This window comes from Pseudoxanthobacter sp. M-2, assembly GCF_046156265.1.
GTDB lineage: Bacteria > Pseudomonadota > Alphaproteobacteria > Rhizobiales > Segnochrobactraceae > CAMDHY01.
In genome coordinates, this window is the sequence record NZ_JAWDIR010000022.1 from 159,456 (window position 1) to 177,169 (window position 17,714).

The window sequence follows — 17,714 nt, forward strand, 5'->3', positions numbered from 1 at the left end:
CGGACGGTCCGTAGACTCGGAGGGTGAAGCCGTGCGTGTCCGCTACACGACAGCCCAAGCCGCCCCGGCCGCCCGCAAGCGCGTCTGGAGTGAGGCCGTCGCGCGCACCTATTTCCCGCTCGACATCACCTTCCGCAGCGCCCCCGACTTCTCCGGCGAACTCGACGTCTGGTCGCTCGGTCACGTCTCGCTGTCGCGCAACGCCTCCGACGGCATGCGCTATCGCCGCCGCGAGCGCGACCTCGTGCAGGAGCGCGAGGAGAGCTATCTCATCACCGTGCCGGAGCTCTCGGACATCCGCTTCGTGCAGGACGGAAAGGACGTCAGCTGCCACCCCGGCGCCTTCCTCGTCGAGCGCAGCCACCTGCCCTACGAGTTCAGCTACGCCGAGACCAACGCCCTGTGGGTGCTGAAGGTGCCGAGCGCGGTGCTCCGGGCGCGCGTCGGCGAGCCTGAGCGGCTGGCGACGCTGCGCTTCGATTCGAGCCGCGGCATCGGCGCCCTCTTCGTCGACATGATCCGCCTCAGCGCCGGTCGGCTCGATGAACTCGACAACGCCGGCCGCGAGCTCGTCGGCCGCCAGCTGGTCGACCTGCTTGCGCTCGCCATCGAGGCCGACGACCGCATCCTCGCGGGGTCGGCCTCCTCCGTCCGCGACGCCCACCTTCGCCGCGTCGAGCAGTTCATCCGTGCCCATCTCGCCGACCTGCACCTCGCCCCGCAGATGATCGCCGAGGGCTGCGGCGTCTCGGTGCGCTACCTGCACCAGCTGTTCGAGAGCCAGGAGCGCACCGTCTGCGGCTGGATCCGCCACCAGCGTCTGCTGATGTGCGACGAGGCGCTGCGCAACGTCGCCGACCGCCGCTCGATCACCGAGATCGCCTACCAGTGGGGCTTCGGCGATCAGGCGCAGTTCAGCCGCAGCTACCGCGCCCATTTCGGCCGCACACCGAGCGACACACGCGCCGCCGCCTTCACCGCCGGCCCGCTTCGCGCCGAGGCGCCGCTGCGGCGGGGCGCCATTCGCCCCGGCCATCCGACCGCCACCCCCGATACCCCGCCGCCGGCCCGCGCCGCCACGACCGCCGGTCGCGGCCGCGGCAGCGGCCCCGCCTGAGACCGAAGTGGAGACCGCCTCCTTGCAAACCTTGCGCGTAGCCGTCGATGTCGGCGGCACCTTCACCGACATCTGCATCATGGACGAGGAGACCGGCCTCATCCGAATCGAGAAGACGGCCTCGTCCGCCGATCCGATCGACGGCATCATGTACGGCGTCGAGCGCGCCGGCATCGACCTCGCCAAGGTCGGCCTGTTCTCCCACGGCACGACGATCGCCACCAATGCGCTGATCACCCGCCGCCTGCCGCGCACGGCGATGGTGTGCACGCAGGGCTTCCGCGACGTCATCGAGATCCGCCGCGCCAACAAGGAAGAACTCTGGGACACCTACAAGGACGTCGTCCGTCCCTACATCCCCCGCCGTGACCGGCTGACGGTGCCCGAGCGCATCGACGCCTCCGGCACCGTGCTGACGCCGCTCGACGAGGACGAGGCCCGCAAGGTGGCCCGCATCCTCGCCCGCCGCGGTGTCGCCGCCGTCGCCGTCTGCTTCATGAACGCCTACGTCAACGGCGAGAACGAGCGGCGGATGAAGGAGATCCTGATGGAGGAGCTCCCGGGCATCCCGATCTCGACCTCGTCGGCCGTGCTGCCCGAGATCTTCGAGCACGAGCGCTTCTCGACGACGGTGGTGAACGCCGCGCTGTCACCGGTGGTGGTCGACTACACCACGCGCCTCGGCGACCGGCTTCGCCGCGACGGCTACACCCGCGACCTGCTGCTGCTGCACACCGGCGGCGGCGTGATGACGCCAGCGAGCGTCAAGGACTTCGCCGCCCGCCTCGCCGGCTCCGGCATCGCCGCCGGCGCCATCGCCAGCCGCCACATCGCCATGCTGTGCGGCTACCGCAATTCGATCGGCCTCGACATCGGCGGCACGTCGACCGACGTCTCGCTCGCCTATGACGGCCAGTCGCGCGTCACCAAGGACTGGCACATCGAGTTCGGCTACCCGATCCGCTTCGCCTCGATCGAGGTGATGACGATCGGCGCCGGCGGCGGCTCGCTCGCCTGGACCGACGAGGCCGGCTCGCTGCGCAACGGCCCGCAGTCGGCCGGCGCCATCCCCGGCCCCGCCTGCTACGGCACCGGTGGCACCCAGCCGACCAACACCGACGCCAACGTCGTGCTCGGCCGCCTCGGCACCAGCCTCGCCGGCGGCAAGGTCACGCTCGACCCGGCGCTCGCCGCCGAGGCGGTACGCACCGCCGTCGCCGAACCCTTCGGCCTCGAGCTGCACGCCGCCGCCGACGCCATCATCCGCGTCGCCAACGCCAACATGGCCGACGCCGTGCGGCTGATCTCGATCAGCCGCGGCTACGACCCGCGCGACTTCGCCCTCGTCGCCTTCGGCGGCGCCGGCGCCCTGCATGGGGCCGCCGTCGCCCGCGAACTCGCGATCCCCGCGGTGATCGTGCCGCCGAACCCCGGCGTCACCTCCGCGCTCGGCTGCCTGCTCGTCGACATCCAGCACGACTTCTCCGAGAGCTTCCTCGCAGCCGCCGCCGACTGCGACCCGGCGAAGATCGAGTCCGCCTTCGTCCGCCTCGAGGCGGAGGCGATGGAGCGCCTCGCCCACGAGGGCGTGGCGAGCGAGGACATCGTCCTGCAGCGCACCGTCGACATGATGTACCAGGGCCAGTGGCGCTCGCTCGCCGTGCCGGCGCCCCGCCCGCTGACCTCCGTCGACGAGCTCGTCGAGGCGTTCCACGCGAGCCACAAGCGCGAATACAACTTCCGCCGCGACGAACAGCCCGTCGGCCTGTTCCGCCTCAACCTCAAGGCCGTCGGCATGGTGCCGAAGGCGACGCTCGCCTCCCACGAGCCGACGGGCGTGACGCCGGAGCCGACCAGCCGCAGGCCGGTGTGGTTCGAGGCCGGCGCCCCGGTCGACACCCCCGTCTACACCCGCACCGACCTCCCAGCCGGCTTCCGCTTCGCCGGGCCGGCGATCGTCGAACAGGTCGACTCCACCGTCGTCGTGCCGCCCGGCACGACCGCCGAGGTCGACCGCTTCCTCAACATCATCATCCGCGTCTCGGAGTAATCACCCATGGCCGAGAAACCCGCGCTCGATCCGGTGACCTTCGAGGTCCTGAAGAACGCCTTCATCACCAGCGTCGACCAGATGGGCGAGCAGATCCTCCGGACCTGCTATTCCTTCGTCATCTACAACCGCGACTTCTCGAGCGCGCTGCACGACGCGGAGGGCAATTCCGCCGCGCAGGGCAACCAGGATATCGCCGTCCACGTCGGCACACTGCACTTCACCTGCAAGGACGTGATGCGCGCCTTCGAGGGCGACATGCATCCCGGCGACGTCTACGCGATCAACGACCCCTACGCCGGCGGCACCCACTTCTCCGACGTGCGCCTGATCCGGCCGATCTTCTCCGACGGCAAGATCATCGCCTTCAGCCAGTCGAACGGCCACTGGTCGGACGTCGGCGGCAGCGTGCCGGGCTCCTTCGACGTCGCCGCCCGCGACATGTTCCGCGAAGGCCTTCGCATCACGCCGGTGCGCCTCTTCGACAAGGGGCGCTTCTGCAAGGACGTCGCCCACCTGATCGCCTCCAACACCCGCGATCCCGTCTCCATCATCGGCGACATCCACGCCCAGGCGCAGGCGACGCAGGTCTGCGAGCGCGAGATCCTGCGCCTCGTCGACAAGTACGGCCGCGATACCGTCACGACCGGCCTCACCGCCGTGCAGGACTATGTCGAGCGTGCCGTCCGCCAGCGCCTCGCCGCGCTGCCCGACGGCGAGTGGGAGACGCAGGACTTCATCGACTGCGATCCGGCCGGCGGCGAGGGCCTGATCCCGATCAAGGTCAAGCTGACGATCAAGGGCGACCGGGCGATCTACGACTTCACCGGCAGCCATCCGACCATCGCCTCGATCTACAACTCGGCCTTCGGCGCCACCTTCTCGGCGGTCGCCGCCGGGATGAAGACCTTCTTCCCGGACCTGCCGCTCAACAGCGGCTTCTACCGACCGTTCGAGATCATTGCGCCGAAGGACTCGATCGTCGATGCGCGCTGGCCGGTCGCCGTCACCGGCTTCCTGATGCCGTTCGAAAAGATCATGAACGCCATCTACGAGATGTGGTCGAAGATCATGCCACATCGGGCGATCGCCTGCGCCTTCAACCTCGAATACCTGCTGACCGGCGGCCTCGACGCACGGCGCGAGGAAAAGCCGATCTTCATGTTCTACGACTGGCTGCCGGGCGGCTGGGGCGGGCGCAACGGCAAGGACGGCTGCAACGTCACCACCGCCTGCTTCGGCACCGGCCTGATGTCCCAGCCGGTGGAGGGCCAGGAGCGCTCCAACCCGATCCTCACCACCGAGTTCGAGATCCTCAAGGACTCCGCCGGGCCGGGCAAATGGCGGGGCGGCGCCGGCGTCCGCAAGACCTCGCTGCTGCTCGAAGCCGAGAAGACGGTGATCTCCTACATCTGCGACCGCGAGCGGGCGCTGGTCTGGGGCATCGAGGGCGGCCTGCCGTCGATCCCGCACGGACTGACGCTCACCCGCGCCGGCGCCGAGCGTCCCGAGTGGCTCGGCGCGATCTTCTCCGACGTGGCGATGGGAGAAGGCGACGTGTTCTCGCGCCCGACCGCCGGCGGCGGCGGCTTCGGCGATCCGCTGGAGCGCGACCCGAAGGCGGTGCTGGAGGACGTCATCGACGACTACGTCTCGGTCGAGCGCGCGGCGAAGGACTACGGCGTCGTCATCACGCCGGTCGATCCCGATATCTGCGCCTACGAGATCGACACGGCGGCAACCGAGGTGGCTCGGCAGAAGATCCGCTCGGAGCGACTGGGCTGGCTCGGCGAGGACCCCGAGACGGTCGCCGCCCGCTACCGCGCCGGCGAGATCGACACCCACGACGTCGTGCGCCGCTACGCCGTCATCCTCGACTGGGACACCGGCGAACTGCTGCCGAAGTCGACGGGACAGTTCCGCGAGATGTTCTGGAAGCGGGCCGCGGCGCACTGGGCGGGCACGGCGGCGGACGCCGGCCTGAACGCCGCACAATGACCCGACGCGGCGCCCCGATCGCAAGCCGGACGGGGCGGCCGTGATCCCGCGCGATAAATCGACTCTCGTCGCAGTTGCACCTGTCGCAGGGAGACGTCAATTTCGGAGCAGCGCCCAAGAATCGTGCAGCTTTCTGGACAATCTTTACGCACAGCCCGCATTGACAGGCCTTGGGGGACCGCTAAACTGTCTACTGTCTGCAATAGAGGTCCCGTTCTCGGGCCGTCGCCGCACTTTTACTGACCGTCAGCCGGTCACGCGTGGCGGCCGCAGAAGAACGGCGGGGGAGCGGCTTTTGGAGACCGTCAGCCTCGCAGACCAGGTTCGGGACTACTTGCTGGAGGGCCTGACATCCGGGCGGCTCCGACCGGGCGACAGGATCAACGAGGCCGAGCTCGCGCGTATGCTCGGCATCAGCCGCAACCCGATCCGAGAAGCGATCTCGGGGCTGGCGCAGCAGGGGTTTCTGGTGGCGGCGCCACGGCGTGGGCACTTCATGCGGGTGTTCACGCCGGACGACGTCAACGACGTGTTCTCGTTTCGCATCTGCGTCGAGACCTTCGCGGTCCGGCAGGCGATGGCGCAGATGACGCGATCGGATGTCGCCGGGTTGATCGACCTGGTGGATCAGATGATCGCAGCGGCCCGGGCCGAGCGCCTTTCGGAGCTGCGCCAGGCGGACATGGCTCTGCACCGGCGCATCTGCGAGCTTTCGGGCAACCGGCAGACGCTGCGCGCCCACGCGGGGATCGACACCGAGGTGCAGATGCTGGTGGCCTTCGTGGACCTCGACCAGGAGACGCCGATGGCCGCCGCGCTCTCCCATGAGCCGATCATCGAGGCGATCGCCGCGCGCGATGTCGAGCGGGCCGCCCGGGCAATCGAGCAGCATTCGCGCCAGACCTGGGCCCGCGTGCTCGCCCTCTATGAGGACAGCGGCCTCGCCGCCGCCGCCGGACAGGCCGAACGCGGCCTCGCCGGCTCTGTCGCTGCCATCACCGCCGTTTCGAGCCGCGCCCGGTCCTCTTCGGCCGCCGCCGCTCAGGGGAAGGTCACCTCATGAAGTTCGCGCCGAACCGCATGTATATCGAGGCCTACAACAAGTGCCCGAACTGCGGGATTCTCCTTTACGAGAAGCCTGCGAACGCGACGTCGGAAACTGTTCAGTTCAACGGCAAGACCTACTGTTCGCAGTGGTGCGTTGACTGGGAGGTGGATCGCGCGGCACGGCGCGGTCTCGGGGCGACCGCCTCCTGAAGACCGGCGGCCTCGGCCGCCGCGAGCTACGTGCAGGATCCGGCCGATGCGCGGCGTGGCGTGCCATGTCCGCGACAGGTGAGGTGCGTCCGACCGATGGTGGCCGGGCGCCGGAGGACCACCGCCGCAGGCCGCAATCGGGCGACCTGCGTGCTTCGATCTGGAGGGGACCGTGAAGAAGAGCCTATTCCTCAGTGCCATGCTGTGCGGGGCCCTGGCCCTCGGCGCACCGCGGGCGGCAACGGCCGCGGACGACATCACCATCGGCATGGCGGTCGCCTATTCCGGCTGGATGGAGGCCTATGACGGCGAGGCCGCGAAGATGGCCGAGCTGTGGATCGAGCAGACCAACGCCGCCGGCGGCCTGCTCGGCAAGCAGATCAAGGTCATCACCGCCGACACCAAGACGGACCGCGTCGAGGGCGCCAAGGCGGGCAAGCAGCTGATCGACGAGGGTGCCAACCTCCTGCTCGTCTCCGCCGACTACGACTACGGCGCGCCGGCGGCGCTGCAGGCCCAGAAGGCGGGCGTCGTCTCCGTCTTCCTCGGCGCCTCGGATCCGAAGGCGGGCGTGCTCGGCGTCGGGCCGTTGTCGTTCACCGCCAACAACGCCGGCCAGCTCGAAGGCGCCACGATGGGCGACTGGGGCTACGAGAAGAAGGGCGTTCGCAAGGGCTACGTTCTTCTCGACGAGACGATCGAATACAACAAGTCGGTCTGCGCTGGCTACGAGTGGATCTTCCCGATCAAGGGCGGCGAGATCGTCGGCAAGGACACCTTCAAGGGTCTCGATCCGACCATCTCCTCGCAGATCACGCGCCTGAGCGACGCGATCCGCACCGGTGGCGTCGATCACATCATGCTGTGCTCGACCAATCCGGGCGCTGCCAGCTCTTTGCGCCAGCTGCGCGCCGCCGGCATCGATCTGCCGGTCTTCGCCGCCACCGCCATGGACGGGACCTACTGGCTGAACTCCACCCCCGGCCTGAAGGACTTCTACCTGCCCGTCCAGGCGCTGACCGTCGACGACACGCGCGCGGAGGTGAACGAGCTCACCGCCGCCTTCGAGAAGAAGTTCGGCAAGCCGCCGACCACCCAGTACGCCTACCCGATCTACGCCTTCCTGCAGCTCTGGGCGCAGGCCGTCACCAAGGCCGGCACCACCGACGCGGGCCCGGTCGTGGCGGAGCTCAACACCTACACCAACGCCCCCACCATCCTCGGCCCGCGCACCTTCTCGCCGAAGCTGCACGTGCAGACCGACATGCCGATGATCGTCGTCTCCTATGGCGACGACAAGCGCCTGCCGGTCGAGGAGTGGCGGATCAAGGAGACGATCCCCGAGGCCGTCCTCTACCGCCTGAAGCAGTAGCCGAAACGGCGCCGGCCGGGCAGACCGCCCGGCCGGCGCCTCGCCTGTGCTCCCGTTCCTGGCCGAAAGGCGCGCGATGATCCAGTCCTACGTCGAGCCCGCAGCCCACTCCATCGACCGCAGCCGCACCAATGCCGCGACGCTGGCGGTGGAAGGCGTCTCGGTGCTCTTCCAGGGCCTCGCCGCCATCTCCGACGTCAGCCTCACCGTCAACCGGCACGAGGTCTTCGGCCTGATCGGCCCGAACGGCGCCGGCAAGACCACCCTCGTCAACTGCCTCACCGGCTTCCAGCGCCCGACCTCCGGCCGGATTCTGATTGGCGGCGAGGACACCTCCGGCTGGCCCGCCGCCCGCTTTCGCGAGCGCGGCGTCGCCCGCACCTTCCAGGCCGGCCGCCTGTTCAAGGACATGACAGTCTCGGAGAACGTCGAGGTCACCGGCACCGGCCTCGGGCTCGGTCTGCGCTCGGCGCGCGAGCACGCCCGTGCCCTGCTCGACTGGATCGGCCTCTCCGACAAGATGCAGCTCCCCGCCGGCGCGCTCGCCTACACCGATCAGCGCCGCCTCGGCATCGCCCGGGCGCTCGTACTGTCGCCCGCCTTCATCCTCCTCGACGAGCCGGCCGCCGGCATGTCCGACGCCGAGTGCGAGGATCTGAACGAGCTCGTCGCCGCCATTCCGCAGCTGTTCACCTGCGGCGTGCTGCTCATCGAGCACAACATGCGCGTCGTCATGGGCATCAGCCACCGCATCCATGTGCTCGACGGCGGCAAGACCATCGCCGAGGGCACGCCGGAGGAAATTCAGCGCCACGAGGCGGTGCTCGCCGCCTATCTCGGCATGGACGCGTGAGGCGGCCCCGATGACCACGCTCCTCGAGATCGATCGCATCAACGTCCGCTACGGCAACCTCGTCGCGCTGCGCGACGTCTCCCTCACCGTCGCCGAGGGCGAAGTCGTCTGCATCATCGGCCCGAACGGTGCCGGCAAGTCGACGACGCTCGCCGCCATCGCCGGCGGCGTCACCCCCTTCTCCGGCGACATCCGCCTGTCCGGCGAGTCGATCCTCGGCCGGCAGCCCGAGCAGATCGCCCGTCTCGGCCTGTCGCTGGTGCCCGAGGGCCGCCACGTCTTCGGTACGCTGACGGTCGAGGAGAACCTCAAGATCGGCGGCTTCGTGCAGGGCGACCGCTCCGCCGCCAAGGCCGACCTCGAGCGCATGCTCACCCTCTTCCCGCGGCTCGCCGAGCGCCGCCACATGCCCGCCGGCCGGCTCTCCGGCGGCGAGCAGCAGATGCTGGTGGTGGCGCGCGCCGTGATGACGCGGCCGCGGCTCCTCCTCGTCGACGAGCCCTCCCTCGGCCTCGCCCCGCGCATCGTCGACCAGATCTACGAGATGCTGCTCGACCTGCGCCAGCGCGCCAACCTGACGCTGCTCATCAACGAGCAGAGCTCCAACCGCATCCTCAAGCACGCCGACCGCATCTACGTGCTGCGCGGCGCCCGCATCCAGCTCGAGGGCACCGCCGCCGAGCTCCAGGACGGCGAGGCGATCCGCAGCGCCTATTTCGGCTTCGAGGACGGCGCGACCGCCAAGGCGGAGATCCCGGCATGATCCAGTTCATCCAGAACCTCATCGACGCGGTCGCGCTCGGCAGCATCTACGCCCTGGTGGCCCTCGGCGTCGGGCTGCTGTTCGGCATCCTCCGCCTCATCAACTTCGCCCACGGCGACTACATCACCATCGGCGCCTACGCGCTCATCGTGCCCTCCGCCGACGTCACGGCGCGGCTCCTGATCGGCGACTGGCCGTGGCCGGTGCTGATCCCGACGATCTGCCTGATCGTCGTCATCGCCGCCCTCCTGACCGACGCGGCGGTGTTCCGCCCGCTCCGCCGCGCCACTTCGCCGACGCTGATGATCGCCTCGTTCGCGGTGAGCTACATCATCCAGAACGGCGTGCTGATGGCCTACGGCTCGCGGCCGAAGTCGGTCGATCTGTGGAGCGGCGCCAACAGCCAGGTGTTCATCGGCGACCTGCGGGTGCCGATGCTGCAGCTCATCACCCTCGCCGTCACCCTCGTCCTGATGGTCGCCGTGACGCTGTTCCTGCGGCGCACCTCCTACGGCATCCAGATGCGCGCCGCCGCCGAGGACTTTCGCATGGCGCAATATCTCGGCGTGCGCGGCAACGTCGTCATCGGCATCGCCTTCGCCGTCTCCGGCATCCTCGCCGGCGTGGTGTCGCTCCTCTACACGACCCAGTCCGGCTCGCTCAGCCACGTCATGGGCGTACCGCTCGCCCTCTTCGCCTTCGTCGCCGTCGTCGTCGGCGGCATGGGCAGTCTGGTCGGAGCGGTCGTCGGTGGGTTCGTCATCGGCATCACGGTGACGATGCTGCAGGCCTACCTGCCGCCGGACCTGCGCGCCTTCCGCGATGCCTTCGCCTTCGCCTTCGTCATCCTCGTGCTGCTCGTCAGGCCCGCAGGCCTGGTGCCGTCGCGCAGCACCTTCGAACGCGTCTGAGTGCCTCCCTGGGAACGCCCGGAGACCGCCGCATGCCCCTCAGCCGAGCCCTCGCCCGCCACCAGACGCCCGCTGTGCTGATCGCGCTGCTGGCGATCATCGCCTGCCTCAGCCTCGTCGGGCAAAGCGATGCCCTGCACGTGACGCTGACGGAGATGTTCATCCGCGTCGTGGTGGTCGTCGGGCTCTACGTCTTCATCGGCAACTCCGGCATCATCTCCTTCGGCCAGATCGGCTTCATGTGCATCGGCGCCTATGCCGCCGCCTGGGCGACCGCCGAGCCGACCTTCAAGCAGATCATGCTGCAGGGCCTGCCGGTGTTCCTGCAGGAGGCGCAGTACCCGTTCCTCGGCGCCATGGCCGGCGCGATGGTGCTGCCGGCGGCGGTGGCGCTGATCCTCGGCTTTGCGATCATGCGGCTCTCCGGCACCGCCGCCTCGATCGCCACGTTCGCCTTCCTGATCATCGTCAACAGCGTCTACTCGAACTGGGACTCCGTCACCGCCGGCGTCTCCTCCATCATCGGCATCCCGACCGTCGTCGGGCCGTGGACGGCCTATGTCTTCGCCGCGGTGGCGATCGTCGTCGCCTACCTGTTCCAGGTCTCGCGCATCGGCCTGATGCTGCGCGCCTCGCGTGACGACGAGGTGGCCGCACGCGCCTCCGCCGTGCACGTGCTCCGGATGCGGCTGGCCGCCTTCGTGCTGAGTGCTGCCCTCGTCGGCCTCGGTGGCGGCCTCTACGCCCAGTTCCTCGGCATCCTGACCGTTGACCCCTTCTACCTCAGCCTCTCCTTCATCACGCTCGCGATGCTGGTCGTCGGCGGCATGTTCAGCCTGACGGGCGCCGTCGTCGGCGTCGTCGTGGTGACGGCGGTCGTCGAGATCCTGCGGGCGCTCGAGCGCGGCGTCGGCCTCGGCGACACCGCCTTCTCGCTGCCGAGCGGCAGCCAGGAGATCGGCCTTGGCGTCGTCATGGCGCTGATCCTGATCTTCCGGCCGTCCGGCCTCGCCCGCGGCAAGGAGATCCGGCTGTTCCGCGCCGCGCCAGACGCCCCTCCCGCAGCCGTGCCGGACGCTGCCCTGCAGCTCTCCGAAAGCCCAACCAGTGCCCGCTAGAAGGCACCCATCGAGGAGGCGAGCATGAACGCCGCACCCCCGCCGAACCGCTTCGCCGCCGGCGCCGCCTACATCGACGGCCGCTACATGCCGGTCGGCGAGGCGGCCATCCCGATCACCGACTGGGGCTATCGCCGCTCCGACGTCACCTACGACGTCGTCGGCGTCCGCGACGGCGCCTTCTTCCGCCTCGACGACCACCTCGCCCGCTTCCGCGCCTCGATGAACGCCTTCCGCTTCGCCCCGGCTGAGACAGACGACGACATCCGCGCGATCCTGCACCGCCTCGTCGCGATGACCGGCCTGCGCGACGCCTACGTGGCGATGGACTGCCTGCGCGGCCGGCCGCCCGCCGGCGTGCCCTACCACCCGGCCTATTCGCGCAACTACATCGCCGCCTTCGCCATCCCCTGGGTGACGCTCCTGAAGCCCGAGCAGATGGCCCGCGGCGCCCACCTCGTCATCGCCGAGACGCTGCGCATTCCCGCCGGCTCCGTCGACCCGAAGGCGAAGAACTTCCACTGGGCCGATCTGACGCGCGGCCAGTTCGAGGCGCACGACCGCGGCGCCGACTTCTGCATCCTGCTCGACGAGAACGGCAACGTCACCGAGGGCCCGGGCTTCAACGTCTTCGCCGTCCGCGACGGCCGCATCGCCACGCCGGATGCCGGCGTGCTGGAGGGCCTCACCCGCCAGTCCGTGCTGGAGCTCTGCGAACACCTCGGCCTGCCGATCGAGGTCCGGCCGGTGCCGGCCGACGAACTGCGCGAGGCCGACGAGATCTTCCTCTCCACCACCGCCGGCGGCGTCATGCCGGCGTCCCGCATCGACGGCCGCCGCATGGGCAACGACCGCCCCGGCCCGATCTCGCAGCGTGTGCAGGACGCCTACTGGGCCCGCCGCGCCGAAGGCTGGCACGCGACGCCGGTCGACTACTCCCTCGCCGAGCCGGCCCACGTCTGACCGCGCCGCATCATTCCTCACGCCGATCGAGAGCAAGAAAATCATGGGCTACAGACTGGGCATCGATATTGGCGGCACCTTCACGGACTTCGTCGCCTACGACGAACAGAACCGGGCGCTGAAGGCCTGGAAGAACCTGTCGACGCCGCACGACCCGATCCAGGCGATCATGACGGGCCTGCGGGAGATCGAGGACTTCGACGACATCGCCGGCATCCGCCTCGGCACCACGGTGGCCACCAACGCCCTGCTCGAGGGCAAGGGCGCCCGCGTCGCCTATGTGACGACGCGCGGCTTCCGTGACGTGCCGTTCATCGGCCGCGGCAACCGCCGCCACCACTACGACCTCGCCTGGGTGAAGCCGAAGCCGTTCGTCATGCGCCGCGACGCGGTGGAGGTCGACGAGCGCGTCGGCCCCTCCGGCGACGTCGTCGAGCCGCTCGACGAGGCCGGCGTCGCGGCGCTCGCCGACAGCTTCGCCGAGGCCGGCGAGATCGAGGCGATCGCCGTCGTGCTGCTGCACTCCTACCTGACGCCGGTGCACGAGCAGCGCATCAAGGAGATCTTCGCCGAGCGCCTGCCGAACGTTCCGGTGTCGATTTCCTACGAGGTGCTTCCGAAGTGGAAGGAGCACTTCCGCTCCTCGACGACGATCTGCGACGCCTTCATCAAGCCGGTGGTCGAGCGCCAGCTCGGCTCGCTGCGCAGCCAGCTCGACGAGCACGGCGTCAAGGCGAAGGCGGTGGTGATGCGCTCGAACGGCGGCGAGATGACGCTCGAGGCCGCCACCGGCTCGCCCATCCAGATCGCCGTTTCCGGCCCGACCGGCGGCGTCATTGCGGCCAAGCGCACCGCGGAGCTGCTCGGCCTGCCGAACCTCGTCACCCTCGACATGGGCGGCACCTCGACGGACGTCTCCACCGTCGTCGACGGCAAGGAGAAGTTCACCACCGACTTCGAGATCGAGTGGGGCCGTCCGATCCAGGTGCCGATGATCGACATCCGCACCATCGGTGCCGGCGGCGGCTCGATCGCCCGCATGGACGTCGGCGGCATGCTCGTCGTCGGCCCGGAGAGCGCCGGCGCCAACCCCGGCCCCGCCTGCTACGGCAAGGGTGGCACCAAGCCGACCGTCACCGACGCCAACGTCGTGCTCGGCCGCATCAGCGCCGCGAACTTTCTCGGCGGCGCCATGGCGCTCGACGCGGCGGCGGCGCGCGCGGCCGTCGCCCCGATCGCCGAGGCCCTCGGCCTGTCGGTCGAGGAGGCCGCCCTCGCCATCGTCCGCATCGCCAACAACAACATGGTCGGCGCCCTCCACACGGTGCTGACCGAGCAGGGCCTCGACCCGCGCGACTTCGTGCTCGTCGCCTTCGGCGGCGCCGGCCCGCCCCACGTCAGCGACCTGATGACGGAGGCGTCGATCCCGAAGGGCCTGGTGCCGAACTTCCCCGGCCAGTTCTCCGCCTTCGGCTTCACGATGGCCGACGCCCGCGTCGACCGCTATCGCACCGTCCAGCTCAACTCGCGCTTCTTCGACCGCGACCGCGCTGCCGCGGCGATGTCGGCGCTCGTCGGCGAGTGCCGGGCCGAGCTCGCCGCCCAGGGCCACCACGACGTCACCATCACGAAGAGCGTCGAGATGCGCTATCTCGGCCAGAACTACGAGCTCGAGATCCCGACGGTCGCCGAGAGCTTTACGGACGCCGAGGTGGCCGAACTGCTCGAGACCTTCCACAGCCAGCACGACGCGCGCTTCGGCTTCCGCCTCTCCGACCACATGGAGATCGTCAACTTCCTCGTCACCGGCACCGCCCGCACGGGCGAGCTCGAGTTCCCGGTGATCGAGGAGGCGACCGGTCCCGCCGCGTCGGTGTCGAGCCGGCCGGTGTGGTTTTCCGGCGGCTGGGTCGAGACGCCCGTCTACGTCCGCGACGACCTCAAGGCCGGGCACGCCATCCCCGGGCCGGCGCTGATCGAGGAGAACGCCTCCGTCACGGTCCTCGACCCGGCGAAGTCGCTCACCGTCGACCGCTACGGCAACCTGCTCATCTCCGCCTGACACCCGCCCCGACAAGACCGCAAGGGAGAACTCCCATGGACATGGTTTCACTCAATATCGTCGGCGGCATTCTGGTGTCGATCTGCCGGGACATGGGCGTCACGCTGATGCGCACGTCCTATTCGACGATCTTCTCCGAATCCCTCGACTTCACCTGCGGGCTGGCGCTGCCGACCGGCGAGCTCGTCGCCACCGGCGACTTCTGCCCCTCGATGATCGGCGGCATGCCGCTCCTGCTGCGCTCGTGCGTGCAGGAGATCTCGATGGACGATCTCGAGGAGGGTGACGTCATCCTCCACAACGACCCCTATCGCGGCGGCCTGCACACCCCCGAGCACACCTTCTTCAAGCCGGTGTTCGTCGATGGCTCGCTGATCGGCTTCGCGGTGGCGATCGGCCACGTCTGCGAGGTCGGCGGCATGGCGCCGGCGGGCTTCGCCGGCGAGGCGACCGAGGTCTTCCACGAGGGCCTGCGCGTGCCGCCGGTGAAGATCAAGCGCGCCGGCAAGGACGTCGACGACATCTGGCGGCTGCTGCTCGCGAACGTCCGCACCCCCCGCTACAACTACGGCGACTTCCGCGCCCTCATCGCCTCCATCGACCTCGGCGAGCGCCGCATGGCCGACCTCGCCCGCAAGCACGGCGTCGCGGAGTTCCGCGAGGCCGTCAACGCGCTGATGGACTATTCCGAGCGGCGGATGCGCGCCGAGATCGAGCAGATTCCCGACGGGCGCTACACCTTCGAAGACTGCATGGAAGACGACGGCATCGAGGACAAGGTCTACACGATCCGCGCCGAGGTGACGGTGAAGGGCAGCGACCTCATCGTCGACTATCACGGCTCGTCGAAGCAGGCGAAGGGGCCGATCAACGGCACCCTCGGCGTCGCCCACGGCGCCGCCTACAATGCCGTGCTGCAGCTGACCGACTCGACCATCCCGAAGAACTCCGGCTGCTTCCGGCCGATCCGCGTGCTCGCCGAGCCGGGCTCGATGGTCAACGTCAACTTCCCCGGCCCCTCGGTCGGCGGCAACACCGAGACCCACTGCCGCATCGCCAACGTCGTCATGGGTGCGCTCGCCCCCGGCCTGAAGGACCGCTCCGCCGCCACCGACGGCGCCACCCACTCGAACTTCCTGTTCGGCGGCACCGACAACAAGACCGGCGAGTTCTTCTGCTGCTACGACCTGACGCCGGTCGGCTGGGGCGGCCGCAGCTTCGCCGACGGCAACAATGCGGTCGGCGGCATCAACGGCAACTGCCCGCACATCCCGGTCGAGGTGTTCGAGTACCGCTTTCCGTGGCACGTCGAGGAGTTCAAGCTCGTCGAGGGCTCGGGTGGTCCCGGCACCTTCCGCGGCGGCCTCGCCCTGTCGAAGACGGTGCGCTGCACCGACACGCCGATGACCTTCAGCTACATGAGCGACCGCCAGAAGGTGGCCCCCTGGGGCATCCACGGCGGCCACGAAGGTGCCAAGGCGGAGCTCTTCATCAAGCGCGCCGGCAGCGACAGCTGGTTGACGATCACCCAGGCCTTCAACAAGGTTTCGCCGTCGAAATTCGCCAACGTGCCGATCGCCCCCGGCGACCGCATCCTCATCTCGTCGCCGGCCGGCGGCGGCTGGGGCCCGCCGGAGGAACGCGCCCCCGCCCGCGTCCGCGAGGACCTCGCGGACGGTTTCATCACCGAGGAGCAGGCCCGCACCGTCTACGCCGCCGCACTGGCGGCCGCCGAGTAGAACGGGATAAACGATAGAACGCGATAGACGGTAGAACACGACGAACCGCTCGCGGTGGCCCCGACCGCCGGAACGAGCCCCATTTCACGACGGGACAAACGCCATGACCGCCCTTCCGAACTCGCTGCACGCGCGCGACGTCGCTTACGTCCTGCATCCCTACACGAACGCCCGCCGGCACGAGCGCCTCGGCCCGATGGTCATCGACCACGGCAAGGGCGTCTACGTCTATGACGACCAGGGACGCGAATACATCGAGGCGATGGCGGGGCTGTGGAGCGTTGCCGTCGGCTTCGGCGAGCAACGCCTCGTCGACGCCGCCACCCGGCAGATGAGCAAGCTGCCCTACTATCACACCTTCTCGCACAAGTCGCACGAGCCCTCGATCGATCTGGCCGAGAAGCTCGTGAAGATGTCTCCGGACGGCCTCGACCACGTCTTCTTCACCAATTCAGGATCCGAGGCGAACGACACCGTCGTCAAGATCGTCTGGTACTACAACAACGCGATCGGCCGGCCGGAGAAGAAGAAGTTCATCGCCCGCAACGGCGGCTACCACGGCATCACCATCGCCTCCGGCAGCCTCACCGGCCTGCAGGTCAACCAGCGCGGCTTCGATCTGCCGCTCGATTTCGTCCGCCACGTCACCTGCCCGCACCACTACCGCTTCGCCGAGCCGGGCGAGAGCGAGGAGGCGTTCGCCGACCGGCTCGCCGCCGAGCTCGAGGCGACGATCCTCGCGGAAGGCCCGGAGACGGTCGCCGCCTTCATCGGCGAGCCGGTGATGGGCGCCGGCGGCGTCATCGTGCCGCCCGCCACCTACTGGGAGAAGGTGCAGGCCGTCTGCCGCAAATACGACGTCCTCGTCGTCGCCGACGAGGTCATCAACGGCGTCGGTCGCATCGGCACGCTGTTCGCCTGCGAAACCTACGGCATCAAGCCGGACATCCTCGTCCTGTCGAAGCAGATCACCTCGTCCTACCAGCCACTCGCAGCGGTTCTCTTCAGCGACGCGATCTATCAGGGCGTCGCCGACCAGAGCGAGCGCCTCGGAACCTTCGGCCACGGCTTCACGACGAGCGGCCATCCGGTCGCCACCGCCGTGGCGATGGAGAACCTCGCCATCATCGAGGAGCGCGGCCTCGTCGAGAACGTCGGCGTCGTCGGCCCGCGCCTGCAGGCGGCGCTGCGCAAGTTCGCCGACCACCCGCTCGTCGGCGAGGTCCGCGGCGTCGGCCTGATCGCCGCCATCGAGCTCGTCGCCGACAAGAAGACGAAGGCGAAGTTCGATCCGGTCGGCAAGGTGGCGCTCTATCTCTTCGAGCGCGCCCAGGAGCACGGCCTGATCGTCCGGGCGATCCAGGACAACATCGCCTTCTGCCCGCCCCTGATCGTCACGCCGGAGCAGATCGACCAGATCGTCGCCCGCTTCGGCGCGGCCCTCGAAGAGACCGAAGCCTGGGTCGCCGCCGGCATGCCGACGGTCTGATCCGGCCGGGCACGACTGCATC

General features: G+C 69.2%; 14 protein-coding genes. All 14 read left to right on the forward strand.

All coding sequences use genetic code 11. The annotated features are described in order from the left end of the window. The first annotated feature begins 31 nt into the window (after positions 1-31). A complete protein-coding gene (locus RUR49_RS12510; protein ID WP_409146711.1) occupies positions 32-1,117 on the forward strand; it encodes a helix-turn-helix domain-containing protein in 1,086 nt (361 codons plus the stop codon). A gap of 22 nt (positions 1,118-1,139) precedes the next feature. After that, a complete protein-coding gene (locus RUR49_RS12515; RefSeq protein ID WP_409146712.1) occupies positions 1,140-3,167 on the forward strand; it encodes a hydantoinase/oxoprolinase family protein in 2,028 nt (675 codons plus the stop codon). A gap of 6 nt (positions 3,168-3,173) precedes the next feature. After that, positions 3,174-5,165: a hydantoinase B/oxoprolinase family protein gene (locus RUR49_RS12520; RefSeq protein WP_409146713.1), complete on the forward strand. Its 1,992-nt coding sequence runs from the start codon at positions 3,174-3,176 to the stop codon at positions 5,163-5,165. A gap of 295 nt (positions 5,166-5,460) precedes the next feature. Beyond that, positions 5,461-6,228, forward strand: coding sequence for a GntR family transcriptional regulator (locus RUR49_RS12525; protein ID WP_409146714.1), 768 nt, complete (start codon positions 5,461-5,463; stop codon positions 6,226-6,228). Then, entirely contained in the window at positions 6,225-6,422 is a 198-nt protein-coding gene (locus tag RUR49_RS12530) for a hypothetical protein (RefSeq protein WP_409146715.1), read from the forward strand. Before RUR49_RS12525 ends, RUR49_RS12530 begins: the two co-directional genes overlap by 4 nt. A 172-nt stretch (positions 6,423-6,594) precedes the next feature. Further along, positions 6,595-7,794, forward strand: a complete 1,200-nt coding sequence (locus RUR49_RS12535) for an ABC transporter substrate-binding protein (RefSeq protein WP_409146716.1) — start codon at positions 6,595-6,597, stop codon at positions 7,792-7,794. Positions 7,795-7,870: 76 nt separating this feature from the next. Then, positions 7,871-8,647: an ABC transporter ATP-binding protein gene (locus tag RUR49_RS12540; RefSeq protein ID WP_409146717.1), complete on the forward strand. Its 777-nt coding sequence runs from the start codon at positions 7,871-7,873 to the stop codon at positions 8,645-8,647. A gap of 10 nt (positions 8,648-8,657) precedes the next feature. Beyond that, positions 8,658-9,410, forward strand: a complete 753-nt coding sequence (locus RUR49_RS12545; RefSeq protein ID WP_409146718.1) for an ABC transporter ATP-binding protein — start codon at positions 8,658-8,660, stop codon at positions 9,408-9,410. After that, entirely contained in the window at positions 9,407-10,321 is a 915-nt protein-coding gene (locus tag RUR49_RS12550; RefSeq protein WP_409146719.1) for a branched-chain amino acid ABC transporter permease, read from the forward strand. The genes RUR49_RS12545 and RUR49_RS12550 overlap by 4 nt, the downstream gene beginning before the upstream one ends. A 32-nt stretch (positions 10,322-10,353) precedes the next feature. Continuing rightward, a complete protein-coding gene (locus tag RUR49_RS12555; RefSeq protein ID WP_409146720.1) occupies positions 10,354-11,439 on the forward strand; it encodes a branched-chain amino acid ABC transporter permease in 1,086 nt (361 codons plus the stop codon). A gap of 24 nt (positions 11,440-11,463) precedes the next feature. Further along, on the forward strand, positions 11,464-12,402 hold the full coding sequence (locus RUR49_RS12560; RefSeq protein ID WP_409146721.1) for an aminotransferase class IV: 939 nt from the start codon (positions 11,464-11,466) through the stop codon (positions 12,400-12,402). Positions 12,403-12,445: 43 nt separating this feature from the next. Continuing rightward, positions 12,446-14,464: a hydantoinase/oxoprolinase family protein gene (locus RUR49_RS12565; RefSeq protein WP_409146722.1), complete on the forward strand. Its 2,019-nt coding sequence runs from the start codon at positions 12,446-12,448 to the stop codon at positions 14,462-14,464. A gap of 35 nt (positions 14,465-14,499) precedes the next feature. Beyond that, on the forward strand, positions 14,500-16,203 hold the full coding sequence (locus tag RUR49_RS12570) for a hydantoinase B/oxoprolinase family protein (RefSeq protein WP_409146723.1): 1,704 nt from the start codon (positions 14,500-14,502) through the stop codon (positions 16,201-16,203). A 103-nt stretch (positions 16,204-16,306) separates the two neighbouring features. Continuing rightward, positions 16,307-17,692, forward strand: a complete 1,386-nt coding sequence (locus tag RUR49_RS12575; RefSeq protein WP_409146724.1) for an aspartate aminotransferase family protein — start codon at positions 16,307-16,309, stop codon at positions 17,690-17,692. The last annotated feature ends 22 nt before the right edge of the window (positions 17,693-17,714 follow it).

Excerpts from the sequence above, each read along its gene's own strand:
- RUR49_RS12520 (WP_409146713.1), top strand. The coding sequence starts at position 3,174 with ATGGCCGAGAAACCCGCGCTCGATCCGGTGACCTTCGAGGTCCTGAAG.
- RUR49_RS12530 (WP_409146715.1), top strand. The coding sequence starts at position 6,225 with ATGAAGTTCGCGCCGAACCGCATGTATATCGAGGCCTACAACAAGTGC.
- RUR49_RS12540 (WP_409146717.1), top strand. The coding sequence starts at position 7,871 with ATGATCCAGTCCTACGTCGAGCCCGCAGCCCACTCCATCGACCGCAGC.
- RUR49_RS12545 (WP_409146718.1), top strand. The coding sequence starts at position 8,658 with ATGACCACGCTCCTCGAGATCGATCGCATCAACGTCCGCTACGGCAAC.
- RUR49_RS12550 (WP_409146719.1), top strand. The coding sequence starts at position 9,407 with ATGATCCAGTTCATCCAGAACCTCATCGACGCGGTCGCGCTCGGCAGC.
- RUR49_RS12555 (WP_409146720.1), top strand. The coding sequence starts at position 10,354 with ATGCCCCTCAGCCGAGCCCTCGCCCGCCACCAGACGCCCGCTGTGCTG.
- RUR49_RS12560 (WP_409146721.1), top strand. The coding sequence starts at position 11,464 with ATGAACGCCGCACCCCCGCCGAACCGCTTCGCCGCCGGCGCCGCCTAC.
- RUR49_RS12565 (WP_409146722.1), top strand. The coding sequence starts at position 12,446 with ATGGGCTACAGACTGGGCATCGATATTGGCGGCACCTTCACGGACTTC.
- RUR49_RS12570 (WP_409146723.1), top strand. The coding sequence starts at position 14,500 with ATGGACATGGTTTCACTCAATATCGTCGGCGGCATTCTGGTGTCGATC.
- RUR49_RS12575 (WP_409146724.1), top strand. The coding sequence starts at position 16,307 with ATGACCGCCCTTCCGAACTCGCTGCACGCGCGCGACGTCGCTTACGTC.